16 protein-coding genes and 1 pseudogene are annotated in these 19313 nt (G+C 72.1%); 9 read left to right on the forward strand and 8 right to left on the reverse strand.

The window, feature by feature from the left end; all coding sequences use genetic code 11:
• The first annotated feature begins 402 nt into the window (after positions 1-402).
• Positions 403-1851 (forward strand): argininosuccinate synthase, encoded by a 1449-nt coding sequence (gene argG, locus ACYVHU_RS11210; RefSeq protein WP_078761283.1) that lies wholly within the window; start codon positions 403-405, stop codon positions 1849-1851.
• Between the two features lie 322 nt (positions 1852-2173).
• Here argG and ACYVHU_RS11215 read toward each other — a convergent pair whose 3' ends face one another.
• Positions 2174-2398: a DUF397 domain-containing protein gene (locus tag ACYVHU_RS11215; protein WP_078761282.1), complete on the reverse strand. Its 225-nt coding sequence runs from the start codon at positions 2396-2398 to the stop codon at positions 2174-2176.
• Positions 2399-3096: 698 nt separating this feature from the next.
• Between ACYVHU_RS11215 and ACYVHU_RS11220 the strand changes: the two genes are divergently transcribed.
• Complete coding sequence (locus ACYVHU_RS11220; protein ID WP_498948292.1) at positions 3097-3438, forward strand: STAS domain-containing protein; 342 nt, start codon at positions 3097-3099, stop codon at positions 3436-3438.
• An 827-nt stretch (positions 3439-4265) separates the two neighbouring features.
• The gene (locus ACYVHU_RS11225) at positions 4266-5234 is read left to right on the forward strand and encodes an ArsR/SmtB family transcription factor (protein WP_498948294.1); all 969 of its coding nucleotides are present in this window, start codon (positions 4266-4268) and stop codon (positions 5232-5234) included.
• Positions 5235-5373: 139 nt separating this feature from the next.
• Here the strand turns inward: ACYVHU_RS11225 and ACYVHU_RS11230 are convergent, their stop codons facing one another.
• The 3 genes from ACYVHU_RS11230 to ACYVHU_RS11240 all read right to left on the reverse strand — a co-directional run bounded on the left by ACYVHU_RS11230 (position 5374) and on the right by ACYVHU_RS11240 (position 7684).
• Positions 5374-5814, reverse strand: coding sequence for an NUDIX domain-containing protein (locus ACYVHU_RS11230; protein WP_235000890.1), 441 nt, complete (start codon positions 5812-5814; stop codon positions 5374-5376).
• 245 nt (positions 5815-6059) lie between these two features.
• Complete coding sequence (locus ACYVHU_RS11235; protein WP_498948296.1) at positions 6060-7403, reverse strand: cytochrome P450 family protein; 1344 nt, start codon at positions 7401-7403, stop codon at positions 6060-6062.
• A 56-nt stretch (positions 7404-7459) separates the two neighbouring features.
• Positions 7460-7684 (reverse strand): hypothetical protein, encoded by a 225-nt coding sequence (locus ACYVHU_RS11240; protein ID WP_498948298.1) that lies wholly within the window; start codon positions 7682-7684, stop codon positions 7460-7462.
• Positions 7685-8553: 869 nt separating this feature from the next.
• Here ACYVHU_RS11240 and ACYVHU_RS11245 point away from each other — a divergent pair.
• The 3 genes and pseudogenes from ACYVHU_RS11245 (at position 8554) to ACYVHU_RS11255 (ending at position 10278) form a co-directional block, all read left to right on the forward strand.
• Complete coding sequence (locus ACYVHU_RS11245; protein ID WP_078761278.1) at positions 8554-8802, forward strand: hypothetical protein; 249 nt, start codon at positions 8554-8556, stop codon at positions 8800-8802.
• Positions 8803-9287: 485 nt separating this feature from the next.
• Positions 9288-9800 (forward strand): annotated as a pseudogene (locus tag ACYVHU_RS11250) (flavoprotein); the annotation flags it as partial.
• Positions 9801-9813: 13 nt separating this feature from the next.
• Positions 9814-10278, forward strand: coding sequence for a helix-turn-helix domain-containing protein (locus ACYVHU_RS11255; RefSeq protein WP_498948300.1), 465 nt, complete (start codon positions 9814-9816; stop codon positions 10276-10278).
• An 81-nt stretch (positions 10279-10359) separates the two neighbouring features.
• On the opposite strand, the gene ACYVHU_RS11260 is transcribed toward ACYVHU_RS11255, so the two are convergent.
• Positions 10360-11733, reverse strand: coding sequence for a sugar porter family MFS transporter (locus tag ACYVHU_RS11260; protein WP_432941736.1), 1374 nt, complete (start codon positions 11731-11733; stop codon positions 10360-10362).
• 292 nt (positions 11734-12025) lie between these two features.
• Here ACYVHU_RS11260 and ACYVHU_RS11265 point away from each other — a divergent pair, with 292 nt between their 5' ends.
• The 3 genes from ACYVHU_RS11265 to ACYVHU_RS11275 all read left to right on the forward strand — a co-directional run bounded on the left by ACYVHU_RS11265 (position 12026) and on the right by ACYVHU_RS11275 (position 14406).
• Complete coding sequence (locus ACYVHU_RS11265) at positions 12026-12586, forward strand: TIGR03086 family metal-binding protein (RefSeq protein WP_432941739.1); 561 nt, start codon at positions 12026-12028, stop codon at positions 12584-12586.
• Between the two features lie 79 nt (positions 12587-12665).
• Positions 12666-13628, forward strand: a complete 963-nt coding sequence (locus ACYVHU_RS11270) for an LLM class oxidoreductase (RefSeq protein WP_498948302.1) — start codon at positions 12666-12668, stop codon at positions 13626-13628.
• A 529-nt stretch (positions 13629-14157) separates the two neighbouring features.
• The gene (locus ACYVHU_RS11275; RefSeq protein WP_200813585.1) at positions 14158-14406 is read left to right on the forward strand and encodes an Lrp/AsnC ligand binding domain-containing protein; all 249 of its coding nucleotides are present in this window, start codon (positions 14158-14160) and stop codon (positions 14404-14406) included.
• Between the two features lie 48 nt (positions 14407-14454).
• Here ACYVHU_RS11275 and ACYVHU_RS11280 read toward each other — a convergent pair whose 3' ends face one another.
• From ACYVHU_RS11280 to ACYVHU_RS11290, 3 genes are all read right to left on the reverse strand, one after another.
• Positions 14455-15228: an APH(3') family aminoglycoside O-phosphotransferase gene (locus ACYVHU_RS11280; RefSeq protein ID WP_498948571.1), complete on the reverse strand. Its 774-nt coding sequence runs from the start codon at positions 15226-15228 to the stop codon at positions 14455-14457.
• A gap of 734 nt (positions 15229-15962) precedes the next feature.
• Positions 15963-18029 (reverse strand): acyltransferase family protein, encoded by a 2067-nt coding sequence (locus ACYVHU_RS11285; RefSeq protein WP_498948303.1) that lies wholly within the window; start codon positions 18027-18029, stop codon positions 15963-15965.
• A 236-nt stretch (positions 18030-18265) separates the two neighbouring features.
• Entirely contained in the window at positions 18266-19285 is a 1020-nt protein-coding gene (locus tag ACYVHU_RS11290; protein WP_498948574.1) for an Lrp/AsnC family transcriptional regulator, read from the reverse strand.
• Between the last annotated feature and the right edge of the window lie 28 nt (positions 19286-19313).

Consider the following 19313-nt stretch of genomic DNA (forward strand, 5'->3'; position numbering starts at 1 on the left):
ACGTTTTCCCGTGTCTCCCTCTCGGCGCAGGGGACCGGGCCTTTCGCGGTCCGTCCACGCCGCCGTTCCCGCGCGGCGCCGCGGCCGTCGCTTCGGGAGTTCGTCGAGGGCCACGCCGCGCGCCCCCGTCCTCCGCGCCCGGCCTTCCCGCCTCTTCGCGCCGCCTTTTGAAGCGAGGGGCCCCTTCGTCACGTCCCGGGACGGTGGACGAACGCGGCCCGCCGATCCCGGGGCGCGCAACGCTCCGGCCGGTCGGCGGGGCGGGATCGTCTCGCAGGCGCGCACCACGGCGGGGCCCGCCGGTCGGCAACGGGTGGGGAAGGGGGAGGCCCTCGTCGCTGGTGGCGCGTCACATCCACAACGGGATTGCATGCTCATGCGTTAACGTGCATACTTTTACTCATGTCCAAGGTCCTCTCCTCCCTGCCTGTCGGCGAGCGCGTCGGGATCGCCTTCTCCGGCGGCCTCGACACCTCCGTAGCGGTCGCGTGGATGCGCGAAAAGGGCGCCGTTCCCTGCACCTACACCGCCGACATCGGCCAGTACGACGAACCCGACATCGCCTCGGTGCCCGGCCGCGCCGCGCAGTACGGCGCCGAGGTCGCCCGGTTGGTCGACTGCCGGGCGGCCCTCGTGGAGGAGGGACTCGCGGCCCTGGCCTGCGGGGCGTTCCACATCCGATCCGGCGGCCGTTCCTACTTCAACACCACCCCGCTCGGCCGAGCCGTCACGGGCACCATGCTGGTGCGCGCGATGCTCGAGGACGACGTGCAGATCTGGGGCGACGGCTCCACCTTCAAGGGCAACGACATCGAGCGGTTCTACCGTTACGGTCTGCTCGCCAACCCCTCCCTGCGGATCTACAAGCCGTGGCTGGACGCCGAGTTCGTCGGCGAGCTCGGCGGGCGCAAGGAGATGTCGGAGTGGTTGCTGGCCCGCGGCCTGCCCTACCGGGACAGCGTGGAGAAGGCCTACTCCACCGACGCCAACATCTGGGGCGCCACCCACGAGGCCAAGTCCCTGGAGCACCTCGACACCGGCATCGAGATCGTCGAGCCGATCATGGGCGTCCGCTTCTGGGACCCCGACGTCGAGATCCACGCCGAGGACGTCACGATCGGCTTCGAACAGGGGCGTCCGGTCACCATCAACGGCAAGGAGTTCGGCTCCGCCGTCGAACTGGTGCTGGAGGCCAACGCGATCGGCGGCCGGCACGGCCTCGGCATGTCCGACCAGATCGAGAACCGGATCATCGAGGCCAAGAGCCGCGGCATCTACGAGGCGCCGGGCATGGCGCTGCTGCACGCGGCCTACGAGCGTCTGGTCAACGCGATCCACAACGAGGACACCATCGCCACCTACCACAACGAGGGCCGGCGGCTGGGCAGGCTCATGTACGAGGGGCGCTGGCTGGACCCGCAGGCGCTGATGCTGCGCGAGTCGCTCCAGCGCTGGGTCGGGATGGCCGTCACCGGCGAGGTGACCCTGCGGCTGCGGCGTGGCGAGGACTACTCCATCCTGGACACCTCCGGCCCGGCTCTCAGCTACCACCCGGACAAGCTCTCCATGGAGCGGACCCAGGACTCCGCCTTCGGCCCGGTCGACCGCATCGGCCAGCTGACCATGCGCAACCTCGACATCGCCGACTCCCGGGCCAAGCTGGAGCACTACGCCGGGATCGGCATGGTCGGCGGCCGGCAGTCGACGTCCGTCGGCGCGGCGCAGGCGGCCTCGACCGGCCTGATCGGCGCGATGCAGGAGGGCGGCGCCGAGGCGATCGCCTCCCGGGGCGAGGCGCCCGGTGGCGACGAACTGCTCGACCAGGCGGCGATGGAGTCCGGCACCGACTGACGACGAGGACGAGGGCCGCCGTCGTCCTGCGGCCCGCTCTGTCCCTGGACGTGCCCCTCCCCTCGGCCGGGAGGGGCACGTCCGGATCTGTGCGCCGTCCTCGGGGCCGGCGGCGGTGCCAGGCATCGCCTGGGGGCTCGGTGCCACCTCCGGTGCTGGAACCCCGTGTCCTGGTGTGCGCCGCCCACGCCGATGCGCCGTCCCGAGGACGGGACGGCGATCCGCCGGAGTTCTCACCGTTGGACGGGCACCACGCCGGCCCGGCGAAGCGCGCCGGCCGTCCTGTTGGAGGCCGCGACCGCGCCGCCGGACCGGTCCGGTGTCACAGGAGTTCGCCGCGGACGTCGCGCAGGAAGACGGCCCACTCGGCGGGGACGACGGCGGGACGGCCGCGCCCGAAACCCTCGGAGTCGCGGACCGGCGCGCTATGGCGGGACTTTGCCGGGGCCTCCGGACGGGTGGAGCGACCGGAGCCGGGGAAGGCGGCCTCGACGCGGTTGTCGACGTTCGCGCTGTGGCTGGACGTGAGGAAGAGGGGATCGCTCATACCGGGTGGTGTACCCACATCCCGGTCTTCTCGTCATGTCCACCTCCGGCACCGGCCCACCTCACCCTGAGGCGCAGTCCGAGCCACGCGGTCTTCCCGCGTGCGAGGCGTGTCCGATGCTGGAAAGGGCCGGCGCGGGATGGTGGTACGGCCGCGACCCGGGCGACGGCCCGGCGGCGTCGTGCCCGGTTCTCGCCCCTGCCCCGAGGCCCCGCCGCGGGGACGCCTGTCATCAGCCCTGGATCGGGGCGTGCCGGTGCGCGGGCCGCGCACGGCCACACCGTCGAGAGGGACGAGCCCGGTCACCGTGAGCGTCGCGATGTCACCCGCCCGGGACAGGACGGAGAGGATCCGCCGCGCCCGGCCGAAGCGAGCCCGCCCGGCAACGGCGTGGTATCGGTGCGCAGGCCCTGGGAAAACGCAACGAGGTCGGCCCCGGGCGGCGATGCCGGGGTGGCCGTCCTCCCGCACCCGATCCCGCCGGGCCGGCCGAACCGGTCCGTCCGTCCGCGGAGGCTCCGGCCGTTCTCGTCCGCCCCGGACGGCCGGAACCAGAGGCCACAGCCGGGACGCGTCCGGTCGGTCCCCGGATCGTCCAGTCACGTTGCCCCTGCTCGGGTCGGGATGCGACGATGGTCCACCACGTTTCGGCGCTCTCGCCGTCATGTGTCTCCTGGAGATGGAAGGTCTCCGCTGCCATGCACGCCCCCTGCGCACGCGACGCCCCCCTCGTGGTCCCCGCCCCGGTCGAGATCGACATGACCGTCGCCGACGACTTCGCCGAAGCCCTGAGCGACGCGGTCGCCGCGGGCCCGGCCTGTGTCGTCGTGGACATGTCCCGCACGGTCTTCTGTGACTCCTCCGGCATCGCCGCGATCATGGCCGCGCTCGGCCAGGCGGGCCCGGAGGGGCCGGCCCTGGTGCTGGCCGTCCCTGATGCGCAGGTCCGTCGCGTCCTCTCGCTGGTCGGCCTGGACCTGCTCGTTCCCATCCACCACGACCTCGACACCGCCCTGCGTGGAGGCTCCGCCGCCACGTAGCCGAGGGGATCGGCACGGCGACGGCCCCTCGGGAAAAGAGGGGCCGTCCCCGCGAGGTGCCCTTAGCGCGCTCGTGTCGGACCGGCTTCACGTGGGGTGTTGCATCCTCGTCGGGGAGGGGAAGGGGGCTCAACCCTCCCCGACGGGGGCAGGCGGGGCCTACGCGCCGGGACGCTGCGTCGCCGGACCGGGCTGTTCCCGGATGGCTGCGGGAAAGCGGCGTAGGCCATATGGGGGTTTCGGACGTCCCTCCACGCTGAGGGCCGGTCCGGCGCGAGATCGGGCCGTGGTGCCGCACCGTCCACGGCGCCGCGGCCCGACCCGCGTGGTGGCGGCCGCTGGAGGCACCGGGCGCGACATCGGGCGATCACGCCGACGAGGATCTCGCCGTCGACGCCTCCTGCTCCGTTGTCCCGTCCCGCCGCGGGCGTCCGCCGTCGTCGCCCCGCCCGCCGACATCACCCCCGTGACAAGCGTCGCGGCGCCGGTCTCCACCCTGTCTTCCTCGACCGTTTCGTGTGGATCCCCCGTCGATCGCGTCGCCAACGCTAGCCGCCCCCACCGGCCCGGTACAGACCCGCGCGCTACCTTTCGGTGTCCGCCGAAACCACCAGGTCGGTGTGGTGCGCCCCGAGACCGGCCACCCGCGGCGGGAATGCTCGGGGCCGCAACCGCGTGGAACCGCCGGCGGGGCGCCCTGCGGGGGTTCCCTACTCTGGGCGGTGTCGGGGAGGCCGACTCGGCCGACGGAGGATATTTCCGCGCCGGCACGGCCTCCCGACCTGTCCTGTACTCGCGCCGTTCGAGAAACAGCGGAACGGATCCCGATGTTGCGCATCCATTTCTCTTCCACCGACTGGGAGAAGGTGCGGGTCCTCCCCCGACCCGATCCCATGTGGGAGATCCTGCTCAGCCTGTACATGCTGGCCGAGGCGTCCGACGAACTGGTCTTCGGACCATGGCGACGGCGTGTCCTCACCCGGCTGCCCCCCGCCGGTCGCGCGCTGCTCGACCTCGTGCCGGCCCAGGGCTATGCCCCTGACTTCCTCAGCCCCGTCGCGGGACCGGACCTGTCCGACGGCCTCGAAGCGCTCCTCGCCACCCCACGCCGACAGATCGCCCGTGACCTCGACCTGAGGTTCGCGGGCGGTCCACGTCCGGCCTGGACCAGCGGCCTCGTCCGCAAGGAGGCGGGCGCCATGCGCCTGCTGTCGCGTGCGGTGACCTGCTACTTCGAGGTCGCCCTGCGCCCCTACTGGGACTACATCTCTCACAAGGCCCAGCACGGCGCGCGAGAGGCCGCCGCCCCCGGCGGGGCGGTGGCGCCGATCACGCGCGCGGCGAGGACGCCGCCGAGCCGGATGAGCACGATCGAGCTCGACTACGGTGTCGACCAGGACATGCACCTGGGAGGCCGTGGCCTGCTCCTGATCCCGGCGTTCTTCTGCGCGACCAACCCGGTGACCTTCCTGGACCCCGCCCTGCCACCGGTGCTGCTCTACCCGGTGCGCCATGAGCCGCTGTCCTTCCTGGCCAGGGCCTCCGAGAGGCAACGGCCGGCGGGGGACACGCTGGCCCGGCTGCTCGGACGCACCCGCGCCGCGGTCCTGCGCGCGCTCACCAGCGAGCACACCACCGGCGAACTCGCGCGCAGTCTGGACATCTCGCTGTCCTCGGCCAGCGAGCACACCTCGTTGCTGCGCGACGCCGGCCTGGTGGCCAGCGAACGACACGGGGCCATGGTCCGTCACGTCCTCACCCCACTGGGGTTGGACCTGCTCCACCCGCCCTCCTGACACTCCCCGCCTCTGCGGCGTGGGCCGCCCGCACGCGGGCGGCCCACGCGAGGCGATGACCTCCGACGGGAGAGGCGGTCCCGGGGCCGCCGGCGTGCCGGGCACCGGCGCGGGGTGGGAGCGGCCGGGGAGCGCGGGCTCACAGTCCGAGAGCGGACTTGGGACCCGCGTAGCGCCCGGCGCCGGGGAACCCTTCCGCCACGAGCTCGACGAACCGCTCACCGAACCCGCGTTCACCCAGTTCATGGAACGGCACGAACTCCACGCCGAGGATCGGCCGGAAGTCGGCGCCGGGCGCGATGTCGCCGAGGCGCCCGCCCAGCCGGCGCACCTCGAAGGTGATGTGGAGGACGTGCAGGCCCTCGGCCGGCACGAGGTGGTCGCACAGGTACAGCAGCCTGACGACCTCCACCCGGAGTCCGGTCTCCTCGCGCATCTCGCGCGTCATGGAGTCGGCGAGGGACTCCCCCTCCTCGACCTTCCCGCCGGGCAGGTGCCACCGGCGGGCTCCACCGCCCTCCTGCTCCACCAGCAGAAGGCGGTCGTCCTCGACGAGGACGCCTGTCACACGGGTCAGCACACGAGGACCCTAGGGCAGGCCGGGGACCGTTCGAGCGGGTTTCCCCGAGAATCCGCGTCCCCGTGGACGCCACGGCCGCCCGCCTCGGCGGGAGCCCGGCACGCTCTCGCTGGCCCGCCCCGGCCAGGGTCCGCGTCGGTGGGCGCCATGGACCTCGCGCGTTCACCGCCCGCCGGAACGGGAGGGGACGCGGCCCGCCCGCGGCGTCGAGGTCCACGGCCACGCGCAGCGCCCCTCGTCCGCCCTCAGTGGCACCACCAGCGTGTCAGCCAGGCCCTCCCCTTTCCCCTACGGCGTGGCCTCGGCCGTGCGGGCCGGCCGGGGCCCAGAGCCCGAGTGGCGGAGGCGGGACGGCCGGGGACGAAGCGCACGGGCAGCGCGTCGAAGGCGTTGAGGAGGGGCCCCGGCCGGGGCCGCAGTTCCTCCACCCGCAGGGCCAGGCGGGGTTCTCGCAGGCGGCGCAGCACGGCGGTGACGCCCTGCTCGGTGATCTCCCACGCGAGGGAGCGGGCCGGGCAGGTGTGCGTTCCCGCCCCCCAGGTCAGGAGGGCGTGTTCGGCGTCCTCGACGTGGTGGGCGAGGGCCGGGTCCTCGTGGGCGGGTTCGAAACCGATGGCCACCCCCTCGCCCGCGCCTATGCGAACCCCGGCGATGTCGGTGTCCTGGATGGCGTAGCGCGCCGGCCACACCCGCAACGGGGGGCGCACCCGGCACGCGCGCCGGACCGCCCTTCCGACGTCGACGTGCGAGAGGACCGGACCCCGCTCGGGAGCGGGGTCCGCCAGCAGCTCGACCAGGGTGTTGGCGATGAGATGGGCCGTGAGATCGTTTCCGGCGGCGATGTAGGACATCAGGCCGTGCCGGATCTCGGTCTCGCTGAGCCGCGAGGGATGGGTGATCATCCAGCTCGCCAGGTCCTCGCCGGGCCAGCGTCGGGCGCGGGCGGTCAGTTCCGCGAAGAACGCCTCCAGTTCGGCGGCGGCCGGGGCCGCCGTGGCGGGGTCGCAGTCCCAGAACCGGGAGGCGAGTCCGGCCAGACGCAGCCCGTTCCCGTCCGAGAGCCCATAGGCGCGACTGAGCACGAGGGCCGGCAGGCGCGTGGCGAACTCGCCGATCAGGTCGGCGTGACCGCGTTCGATGAAGGAGTCGATGAGGCGGTCGGTGATGGCGGTGATCTCCTGGCCCATCCCCCGCGCGGTGAGCTTGACGAGTCCGTCCACGAGGGGCGCGCGGCGCCGCCGGTGGGTCTCCCCGTCCGAGGTCAGGGCGTTGTCGCGCGGTGCCGTGAGCGGAAGCAGACCGGCTTCGCCCACCCGTCCGGAGTGGAACTCCTCCCAGTGCCGGGGGTCGTTGGACAGCGTGGGACTGCGCAGGGCCTGCGCGGTGGCCTCGTAGGTGAGGGTGAGCCAGACACGGACACCGGGGGCGATCTCGACGGGGGCGAGGGGGCCGTGGAGACGGCGTAACCGCTCCCAGGGGGAATTCCGGCCTGGTATGTGTTGTGGATCCGGCCGGGGCAGCGGCTCTGCCTCGGTGGAGCGCAGTGGACATCCTCTTGTCGCGTTCCTTGGTTCCGGGGGGAACATCACATCGCTTTCATCTGCCGTTTTCACCGCCTGTCGTATGCACGGCCGGGCGTTTTCGGTCACGCCAGTCCGAAGATCTCGGTAACCGGCTCCATCGTCCGACTGCGAATACCGTCACAGCCGGCAAGAGTTCCGTATTCGTCATGGCTGTGGAAACGGGAACCGGCGCCGGCCAGGTGCATCCCGGCGCGCTCGCGCAAACGCTCGATCGGGGTGCCGCACGGCGCGGGAACGATCCGTTGAAACGTCGAGGCGATGTCCTCACCACGGGAGGCGGGCGACACGATCCATCGGTTCCCGAAGGAGGAGGCCGAAGTCCCTGATTCAGGGGCCGCCGTCCGTGTTCCCCGAGGGACCGGCCGGAAACCCACGACGGTCCCGGGGCCGCGTACAGAAAACGCGGCCGTGTCCTCTTGGGAGACGGCGGGCCACCGCGTCCGCGCGCTGCGCGCCGCCGGCAGGGAACGGAGGGGGATCCCCTCAGCTGGAAGAAGGTGGAGCGTCATCCGTGACACGCCCGCCCCTGCCGGTGACGGCCTCCGTCGGCGGTCCGGCGGGTGGGATTTCGCGTCGTCCGATGGAACACGGCCGGCGCGGTCCCGGAGGCTGGCGCCGTACTCCCGCCGCGGGCCGTGGAATTCCTCAAGTGCGCTCACCGAATCGCTCCCCTTTCCCGGTGATCGCGTCGGAACAATACAGCAGACAGTTGAAAAGTTACAGTTGTAACTATTATGGCAACAGTTGTCCTCTGGTGATACCTGCCGAGGGTCCCGCCGCGGCCATGGGGCCTTTTCTGATGATTGAAAAGAACGTCAGGTGACGTCCGCGCATGTCCCTGGGGCCGGTATCGGCCAGGTGAACACGGTTCGGGGAACAGGTGCGCTCCGGTATCGCTTCTCTGTCATATCCGACCCTGGATAGGGAATCGGTCATTCCGCTCGAGAAGCGACGTTTCGGCTGAGGGATGTCATAGCGCCGTCCGAGACCGGGGCGCTCGCGGCCCGATGTCCGCGGCTGGTATTCCACCCCCACCGTCCTCACCGGACCAGGCGGAATAAACCCCTGGTCCGGGGTAGGGCATGAGCCTCCGCCCCGGCCGCTTCGAAACGGCGGGCGGAACGGTCCCGAACCTCCCGACGAGAAGGTCCGTCCCGTGTGCGACATCCTGCCCCGGCACATTCTCGCGCTGATGCACGCCCCCACTGACGCCATCATCACGGTGCGCCCCGAGGGGCGGGTGCGTATCGTCCGCAGGCACGAGGCCGCGGGCGATACGGTCGTCTACTCCCAGGCCCGGCTTCTCGCCGAAGGGGTCGTGTTCACCCCGGCCGCGCTGGAGGAGCTGGCGCGCCGGCTCACGGCCGGCGTCCGGAGGCGCGGGAAGGCCTCCCTCGTCGCCTGAAGGAGCGTCCCCCGACGTCACCACGCCGACGCGGAGCCGCTGGCATTCCAACCGTTCTCATTTCGGCCGTGCCTTCCCGGCACGCGGGTGCCTGCCTGCCGCCAGGGCGGGCACGACCCCCGGCCGGATCCACCGCGTCGCTCCAAAGGACGGGCGCGAGTCGGTGCCCGGCCTATCACGAGGTCGACAGGTCGCTCACCCCACCGTGGAAACCCCGTCCGGCCCCGCACAAACCCGGCGTGGGGACGCCAACATGCTGCTCCCCCACGCGCGTGGGGACGACCGGTCGCCAAGTGGCGTCCTACGGGCACCTGCGCGGGCTGCTGCTGTTGGTCGACGGACGGCACGGTGTAAGGAAGCGGCGGAATCCGCCGGGGCCGTGCATGCACGACGGCGGGTGCACGGCCTGTCCTGGCGACGGCGCAGAACCTGTTGTGCCCGTGCCGGTAGAGGTCCGCCTCCTACACTGACCCCATGGCGACCCCCCGACGCTCTACCTCGTCCTCTCCGGCGCCCCCGCTCCCGAGGGTGTCCCGGAGCTGGTGGAGTTGCTCCAAGACGATGGCTGGCGGGTCGCCGCGTCGTCCACTCCCAACGGCGCCCGATTCCACGACCTGGGGCGGCTTGCCGAGCTGACCGGCGAGCGGGTCCGGGTGGAGTACCGGATGCCGGGTACCGGCGCGCCCCTGCCGCCCGCGGACGCGGTGCTGGCCTGCCCGCTCACCTTCAACTCCACCAACAAGTTCGCCCAGGGCATCGCGGACTGCTTCGCGATCGGCCTGCTGTGCGAGATGGTCGGCTACGGGGTGCCCACGGTCGTGGTGCCGCATTGCAAACCCCAGCTTGCGAGCCACCCGGCCTTCCGGCGGAGCCTGGAGACACTGGAGTCGATGCCGGCCGTCACCTTGTTGCACGATCCCGACGCCCCCTACGAACGGCGCATGCCCTCTTGGGGGGAGATCGCCACCGCTTTGCGCTCCGTCGTCCCCCACTGTTGAGGAGGAGGCCGTCGTGGACGCCACCACGCGGGGCCAGATCATCCGTCGCAGCCGCAAGCGCCGCGGCTACTCCCAATCCGTTCTCGCCGGCCACCTCGGCCGCTCGGAGTCATGGCTGTCCCAGGTCGAGCGAGGTAAGCGCGACGTGGACTCCCATGCCGTCCTCACCCGGCTGGCCGAAGTCCCACGGGTGAGCATCACCGACCTGACCGGGGGCGACAGCCCCGAGGAGGCCGATATGAAGTACGCGGCCGCCCGCGAGATCGAGCGCGCCATGATGCGTTGCACCAGCCTGGAGACCATCATCGAGGGCGCCGGGGAGGGCCTTGCCGTAGACATCTCCCGGTTGCGCGCCGAGGTCGACCGCGCCTACGCGGCTTATCAGGCGAGCCGCTACAACGAGGCCGGCCGTCATCTTCCCCGCCTCATCCAAGCGGTGGAGGCCGCCGCGCGCGGTCGTGGTTCCGACCGGCCATAGAGGGGGCGCGTGCCCCCCATTCGCCCCCCGGTCGGGGGCTGGACAACCCGACCGGGAGGCGGAAAAGGGCGCCTGAGCCGGCTATGTCCCCATCGACTCCAGGGTGCGCCCCTTCGTCTCGCTGATGAAGCGCCACACGAAGAGCAGCGACAGCACCGCGAACGCCGTGTAGATCAGGTAGGTGCCGGTCAGGTTCCAGTCGCGCAGAGCCGGGAACGTGATGGTGACCAGCCAGTTGGCGATCCACTGTGTGGCCGTCGCGACCGCCATGGCGGCGGCGCGGATGCGCAGCGGGAACATCTCCCCCAGCAGCACCCATGTCACCACACCCCACGACAGGGCGAAGAACAGCACGAAGGCGCTGGCCGAGGTGAGCGCGACCGCGCCCCACATGAACGGGAGGTTCGCCTGCTCGCCGACGACCTCGGCGTGGCTGAAGGCGAACGCGGTCACCGCCAGCGACACGGCCATGCCGATGGAGCCGGTCAGCAGCAGCGGCTTGCGGCCGATGCGGTCCACCAGGCCGATCGCGATGAAGGTGCCGATGATGTTGACGATCGAGGTGAACAGCGACAACAGCAGCGAGTCGCTCTCCTGGATGCCCACCGACTGCCACAGCGACGCCGAGTAGTAGAAGATCACGTTGATGCCGACGAGCTGCTGGAACGCCGACAGCGCCATGCCGATCCACACGATCGGCAGCAGTCCGAAGCGGCCCCCGCGCAGGTCGCTCAGCTTCGGCTTGACCTCGGAGCCGAGCGCCCGCCTGATCTCGCGGATACGCTCGTCGACGTCTCCGCCCTCGACCTCGTTCAGGACCCGGCGGGCGCGCTCGGTCTTGCCCACGCGCACCAGGTAGCGCGGTGACTCCGGGATCGACAGGGTCAGCAGGAAGTAGATGACGGCCGGCACCAGCGCGGCGCCGAGCATCCACTGCCACGCCTGCAACGGGCCGAGCTGATCCAGCGCGCTCCCCCCGGCCACGGAGGCCAGCGCGTAGTTGACGAGCTGGGAGACCGCGATGCCCAGGACGATCGCGAGCTGTTGCAGCGAGGCCAGCCGTCCCCGGTAGGCGGGAGGTGAGACCTCCGCGATGTAGGTGGGCGCGATGACCGAGGCGATGCCGATGGCGATACCGCCGACGACCCGCCAGAGGGCGAGGTCCCAGATGGCGAACGGCAGTGCCGAACCGATGGCGCTGATCCCGAACAGGACCGCGGCGACCTGCATCACGCGGATACGGCCGAACCGGTCGGCCAGCCCGCCGGCGATGGCGGCACCGACCGCGGAGCCGAGCAGCGCGGCGGCGACCGTGAATCCGGTCTCGGTCGCGCCGACCTGGAAGTGCTCCTCGATCGCGGCGACGGCGCCGTTGATCACCGAGCTGTCATAGCCGAAGAGGAAGCCGCCCATGGCGGCGGCGCCGGCGATCATCGCCACGTGGACGATGTTCATCTCCCCGCTCGCCCGCGCCCGCTCCGGGTCTGCTGTTGACACGAATCACTCCTAGCCGGACCCGCCCCCCGGATCCGTGCCGCCCGGATCGGGCCCGTGTCGTTGTGCTGGCCTTTCCAATGATCGTCACCGTGGGTGAGGGCCGTGGTGCGGCCTCGCCGTGACATCGGTTTCCTTCCGGGAAATCCGGTCTTTACACTTCCGCCGATTCGGATCGCCGGCCGTGTTGCGAGCGCGTCGCATCGGGTAGGGATGGGCAGTCATGCCGACGATCACGACGGAAGGGGCTTCGATGTCCGACCTTCTCGACCTTCACGGCCAGGCGATGGGTGAGTTCGACCGTCGGGTGCGCGAGGTCCGGCTCGACCAGTGGGCGCTGCCCACACCCTGCTCCGACTGGGACGTCCACGACCTCGTCAACCACCTGGTGAGCGAGCAGCTGTGGGTCCCGCACCTGCTCGCCGGCGGCACGATCGAGGACGCGGACGGGCGTTTCGACGGGGACCGCCTGGGAGAAGAACCCATCGCCACCTGGGAGATCGCCGCTCGGGAGGCCCGCACCGCGTGGCTGCAACCGGGAGCGACGCAGAGCGTCGTGCACCTGTCGTTCGGAGACACCCCCGCCTCGGTGTACCTGTGGCAGATGACGTTCGACCTGACCGTGCACGCCTGGGACCTCGCCCGCGCGATCGGCGCGGACACCCAACTCGCCCCCGACCTGACCGGCGCCGTCCTGGAGTGGGCGCGTGACCAGGACTTCTCCGGGGGCGCCCTGTTCGACCCGCCGGTGGAGACGCCGGCGGACGCCGACGCCCAGACCCGGCTGCTCGCGCTCACCGGACGACGCCCCTAGGACCCGAGGTTAGACCCGCGCCACGGAGGTTAGGCGGAGGGGCGTACCGCGTTCCGACACCGGAGGAGAGTGCTGCTTCGTGGCGCGTATCGGTTACTTCCTGTCCTGCGAGGAGCACGGTCCCCGCGAGCTCGTCCGCCAGGCGCGCCGGGCCGAGGAGGCCGGCTTCGAGGCGCTGTGGATCTCCGACCACTACCACCCCTGGTTGGACGTGCAGGGGGAGAGCCCGTTCGTCTGGTCGGTGATCGGCGCGATCGGCGAGGCCACCTCCCTGCCGATCACCACCGCGGTGACCTGCCCGATGGTGCGCACCCATCCGGCGATCGTCGCGCAGGCAACGGCGACCTCGGCGGCGCTGGCGCGCGGCGGGTTCACGCTGGGCGTGGGCACCGGGGAGGCCCTCAACGAGCACATCCTCGGCGACCGCTGGCCGCCGGCGGCCGAACGGCGGGAGATGCTGGAGGAGGCCGTCGAGGTGATGCGCAAGCTGTGGACCAACAAGCTCGTCACCCACAACGGCCCCCACTACACGGTGGACACCGCGCGGCTGTACACGCTGCCCGAACGCACCCCCGAGGTGTACGTCTCGGCGTTCGGGCGCAAGGCCGCGGAACTGGCCGGACGCATCGGGGACGGTCTGGTCATGATGGGGCCCGAGACCTCGACCATCCAGACCTTCCGCGAGAGCGGCGGCGAGGGCAAGCCCGTCCAGGCCGGGCTGAAGGTCAGCTGGGGGCGCGACGCCGGTGAGGCGGCCCGCTACGCCTGCGAGAGGTGGCCCAACGACGCGCTGCCGGGGGAGGCGGCCCAGCTGCTGCCGCTCCCCCGCCACTTCGAGCAGCTCGCCGAGCTGATCACCCCGGAGCGCGTCGGCTCGATGATGCCGTGCGGTCCCGACCCCGACGTGCACCTCGGCGCGATCCGGGAGTACCTGGAGGCCGGCGTCGACGAGGTCTACGTCTCCCAGGTGGGCCACCGCCAGGACGAGTTCTTCGACTTCTACGCCGCCGAGGTGTTGCCGGAGCTGAGGAAGGGGAACTGACCCCGCAGGGGGAACGGCGCCGTCACCGTTCCCCTCCCCCGGCTTCCCCGACCGGTCCCAGGGGCGAGCCTGTCCGGCAGGACGTCGAGGGCCGCGGGGACCTCGCCGCGCCGCGCAGCGTCCCCTCTGTCAGGGCTCGCCGGGACCGTATGGGGCCGTCCCGGCAGGGCCGCTGCGGCCGGGGACCGGTGACGGCCCGCACCGCGCGGAGGCGGGCCGGCCGCTTGGAGCGCGGGAACGTGGATGGGGCCCGCGGCCCGCCCATCCGGACCGACGCCGGGTCACCGCGCGGATCGCCGGTGCCGGCCGGTCGCGGAATCCGCCCCACCGTGTCGGGCGCCGCGCTGTACAGCGCCGCCCGGGCCGGCCGCGGGAGGGCAGGCGAGCGCGGCCATGGTGATGGCGGCGGATCCCCCTGCCCCGGGGGCGCTGCCACCGCCGCCGGCAGAACGGCCCTCAGCCTCCCCCCAGGGGCAGCGGGCGGGCCGGTGACGACTGGGGGCCGAGGGGCGTCCGCGGTTCCTTCGCGGTGCTGATCGACCTGACCCTGGAGGCCCAGGACGCGCGGAGCGTCGAGACCTTCGAACAGGCCCTCGGCCGAGCGCCGGAGGTCGTCGAACCGCGTCGCCTCTCCGGCGGCCCCGACTACTTCGCCCGTGTGGCGGTGGCCGACCTGGCCGCTGACGAGACCTTCCCGAGCCGGCACGTCATGACCATCCCGCGGATTCGGAGCATCACGTCGCACTTCACGATGAAGCACATCGAACCCGCCCTCTAGCTCCCCGTCGGGTTCCAGGAGCGGGCATCCCGGGACCGGGGGACCGGCTCAGAAGAACTCGTCGAGCAGCCGGTAGTAGTCGAGCCGGTCGGGATCGACCAGGTGGGAACCGTAGTGTTCCAGGAAGGCCCGGACGAAGGGCGGGCCGAACCGGCCGTCGGCGTCCGCGGCCAGCTCCCGGCAGGCCAGGGCGAGGTCTTGGTGACGGTCGGCCACGCCCAGCCGGCCCACGTCCACGACACCGCTCCAGTCGAGCGTGACCGGATCGACGAGGACGTTGTCGAGGGTCAGGTCGCCGTGGCAGATCACGGCGTCCTCCCCTTCGGGGGCGCCCTCCTCCAGCAGGGGCAACAGCTCCCCGGCGGTGCGACCGCGACGTTCGGCGTCGAAGTCCGCCGCGTCGACCAGCCCGGCCTCGACCCGTTGCCGGGCCAGTGGAAGGGTGACGGACAACCGGCGGTCGAAGGGGCAGTCGGCGACGGGCAGGTCGTGCAGGTGGCGGGTGAACCGGGCGAGGGCGGCGACGATGGGGGCCCTGTGGTGGGCGGGCCATTCCCCGCTCAGGGGGCGGCCGGGGACCTCGGTCGTCACCAGCCACGCCCGCTCCCCGTCGTCGTCCAGGTCGACGACCTCGGGCGCGCCGATCCCTGCCCGTCCCAACCAGGCGCAGCGGTCGGCCTCGGCGGTCAGCTCGTCGCGGCCGGCCAGTTTCACATACAGCGAGGTCCGCCCGGACAGGCGCCACACCCCGGCACCGGAGGCCCCGGTCCGCACCCGCCGCCATTCGTGCCGCCGGTAGCGGCGGCGCAGGGGCGCGGGCAGGGTCGCGGGAGCCGAGGAGAACACGAGGTCAAGGCTAGCGCCGGGATCTCCTTCCGCGGGGCGCGGGGGCGGCATGGTCCGTCGTCCCGTCGCAGCGGTCGACGTCACTCGGGATATCGGAGTCCGGGGGCCGCGCATCATGATCATCTCCGTGGCGGAATGGTCGTCCGAAAGCGCGTGGAAACTGCAATCGGGTCCGGAGCCGGATGAATCCGCCATGGGAATCGGGGGTGGCCGTCACGCTTGAGACGGAACGGTCCTTCATCGCCGCTGCCGGGGACCGGTCCCCATCGCGTGTCCGGATTCCGGTGACGCTCAGGGAGACGGCGACCTTCGAGCCCGTTTCCGGGCGGACGACTGCTCCCGCCCGGCCGTCCCGGTGGCGGCGATTCCGGAAAGCCGTGGCCGAAGACGTCGATGTCCTCGATCACTTCGGCCCGGCGGGGCCGTGCGGCCGTTGTTCCTCCGCGATCTGGCCGGCCGAGGTCTTCCGGCGTTGTCCGGGGGTCTCGGTGGTGGTACCGCGGTGTTCCGGCAGGGCCGGCCGGAACTCGGAGGGGCCGTGGGGCCGGCGGGGAAACGGAACCGGGAATGCCGGAAAGGGGAATTGGGCAACCAGATATCCCCCGTTTTCAGGCGGCCGAAATGGAAGCAGTCCGCGCTTGAACCTGTTTACTCCGGTTATGTAAAAGCGGCCCGGACGTCGTTCTTCCGGGCCGCGGTGTCCCCCATCGTCACCCCCGGATCCGGTCCTCGTCCAGCAGCTCGGCGAAGTAGGGCGCGAGCAGCCGGGCGTAGGTCGCGGTGATGTGGTGGCCGTCGCGGTAGACCAGCACGTTGCCCACCACCGGAGGACACTGCTCCGACGTGCAGAAGAGGTCGCTCAGATCCACCACCCGGGCCTGGCCGCCCACCAGCTCGGCCGCGGCGAACTGGGGGTCGGGGTCCAGCGCGTCCTCCCGGGTCCGGGTGCACGCGGTGAGCACGCCGGCGCCCCGTTCGACGCATTCGGCGATCCCGGGGCGTGACTGCGGGGTGTCCCGGATCGCGACGACCTCGGCCCCGCCCGCCTCCAGTTCGGTCCACAATCGGGCCATCCCCTCGGCGATCAGATCCCGTCCCTCCCCCCTCGAACCCGCGCCGTGCGCCTCGGCGATGGTGTTGGAGGAGGTGAACACCATGTCCGGCCGGATCCGCCCGGACAGCTCGGACACCACCGCCTCGCCCCATTCCCGGCACTGGTGGTACGGGCGCCCCTGAGGATCCTCGATGAGCGTCGCGGTGAACACGCACGACGCCTTCGTGAACACGTGAACCCGCCAGCCGCGCTCTCCGGCCAGCTCCTGCACGGTCGGCAGCCAGTGCGCGGCGTGGGAGTCGCCGACCAGGGCCACCTCGGTCGCCGCCCCCTCCGGGCCGTAGACGCAGTGGCGTGGCACGCTCTCGACGGCCGAGGTCTGGCAGTCGTCGGCGTAGAGGTCGGGCAGGTCGTCCGTCGCCGCCAACGGCGCGGGGAAGATCGGCTCGGTGATCCGCTGCGGCGTGTCCCCCGCCTCCAGCGCGCGGGGCCCCGTGTGCACGGACGGGTCGAACTCCACCGCGCGCAACCGCTGGGCGTGGGCGAGCTGCCCGCCGCCGATCGCGCCCACCGTCAGGGCACCCGCCACGGCGAACGCCAGGCCCGGACGCAGCCGGCGCAGCGCGCCCCCGGTGCGTATCGGATCCTCCACCGCGACCTTGGTCGCCCACGCCAGGGCGAACGACAACGCCAGCACCGCGGCGGCCGACACGGGGGTGAGCGAGCGTCCACTCCAGCCGACCGCGATCACGATGATCGGCCAGTGCCACAGGTACAGCGCGTAGGAGAGGTCGCCGACGAGACGCGCCGGCGCGCTCGCCAGCAGCGCCCCGACGGAACGGCGCGAACCGTCGTGCCCGGCGGCGATGATCGCGCAGGCGCCCAGCACGGGCAGCGCCGCGGCGTGGCCGGGGAAGGAGGTCGCGTCGTCGTACCCCAGCGCCGCGCCCAGGATCGCGGCGAGTCCCAGCACGCCGAGCGCGCCGCGCGCCCGCTCGGGCACCTCCGCGCGCGACAGGAGCAGCGCCAGCAGCCCGCCCGCGGCCAGCTCCCACATCCGCGTGTGCGGCAGGAAGTAGGCCCGTGCCGTGTCGGTGGCCGTCAGCCACAGGGAGCAACCGAACGACGCCACCACGATCACGGCCACCGCGGCCACGAGCAGGCGGCCGGCGCGACGTGTCCGCCGGCCCCACCCCGCCCAGGCGAGGAACAGCAGCGGCCACACCAGGTAGAACTGCTCCTCCACGGCCAGCGACCAGAAGTGCTGGACGGGCGAGGGAACGGTCTCGGCCGCCAGGTAGTCCACGGCCTGCCCGGCCAGGTACAGGTTCTCGACGTACAGCGCGCTCGCGATGAGCTGGCGGGCGGTGTCCTCCAGCCGGGTGGCGGGCAACAGGAGGACCGCGGCCACCCCGGTCGCGACCAGCACCAGCGTGGCCGCGGGCAGGATCCGGCGGATGCGCCGCGCGTAGAAGCCGGCCAGGGAGATCCGGCCGTCACGCTCGGCCTCGCGTACCAGCAACGTGGTGATGAGGAAGCCGGATATCACGAAGAACACGTCCACGCCGACGTAACCGCCCGGCATCAGGTCGGCGTCGAGGTGGTACACGACCACGAGCAGGACGGCGAGGGCGCGTAGTCCCTGTACCTCGGGGCGGAAGCGGTGAACACCGGTGGCCGCGGTGGCGGGGACGGCCGACACGGAGGCGGTGGGGGTCGTCACGGGAACCAGTCCAGGCGGGTCGGGGCGGCGGAGGGGCCAGGCCGCTCGGGATCCCCATGCTGGTGCCCCGCGCCGTCGCGACCGCTCGCGCGCGGCCGATGTCACCGAGGATTCACCGGGAGACCGCCGTCCGGCCGGATGGGGTTCGCCCGGCTCTTCCGATTCCTTCCGCTCCCTCCCCCGCGGTGACGCGCCGGTCCCCGTCTCGCGGCCCCGGGGCGCTCCGCTGGTCAGCGTCAGCCGGTGGCGTCCTCCTCGTTCCCATAGGGCAGCGGCAGCCGGGGGTCGCCCAGGAACACCCCGTCACGCCGTATCCAGTAGCGGCGCAACACGTCGAGCACCACCGACACCCGCAGGTCGGTGACGCCGGAGCCGCGGGCGAGGTCGACGGAGAGGAAGTCGGCGAGCGCGGCCTCGTCGCGGAACACGCCGTGGTGGATGATCGAGGCCCCGCCCGCCACGACCGAGACGTAGCGGGCCGAGGGGTGGGCGCCCAGGAGCCCGGCGACGTCGGCGATCGCGCCCGGCGTCACCCCCAACGACACGACCGCCTCCAGGCCCATGCCCAGCAGGGCGGGTTCCACCTCGACCCGGGGGCGCACGATCCGGCGTTCCAGCAGCGACTGGATGAGCCGGTAGGCCGTGGACTGGCTCACCCCGAGTTCCCGGGCCACCTCGCTGGAGCCGGCCCTGGCGTTGTGGTGCAGCAGCCGTACCGCCGCCATCTCCTGGGGGGTCGGCACCGCCCATCCGCTCCCCTCCTCCCCGTCGTCACGGTGGGAGCCGAGCGCGGCGAGCCGGTCGGGGGGCAGCCGGTCCAGCCGCCAGGCGTCGGCCCGGATCACCGGGCGCAACACCAGGTCCGACTGGGTGGAGACGACGCCCGGGACCGACGGGATCTCGTGGGTGAGCAGGTCGCGCACATGGTCACGGCCCGCCGGCAGGACGACGCAGTAGATGTCGGCGTGGCCGGCGGTCATCGCCACGAACTGCGTCTCGGGGCGTTCGGCGAGGGCGTGGGCGACCTCCTGGAGTCGGCCGGGGACGGTGGTGATCCAGACGTGACGGGGGTGGGCCCCGGAGAACAGGGGCCAGTCGACCTGTCCGATGACGCGCACCAGCCGGTCGTCGTGCAGACGCTGCAACCGCCGTCCGACCGTGCTGGGCGAACTGCCCAGCGCCTCGGCCAGGACGTTGACGGGGGCCCGGGGCGCCTGTTGGAGGGCGGCGATGAGATCGAGGTCGAGATCGTCCAGATTCGTCTGTACCGTCACGCCCTGATGG

It is taken from the genome of Marinactinospora endophytica, assembly GCF_054780875.1.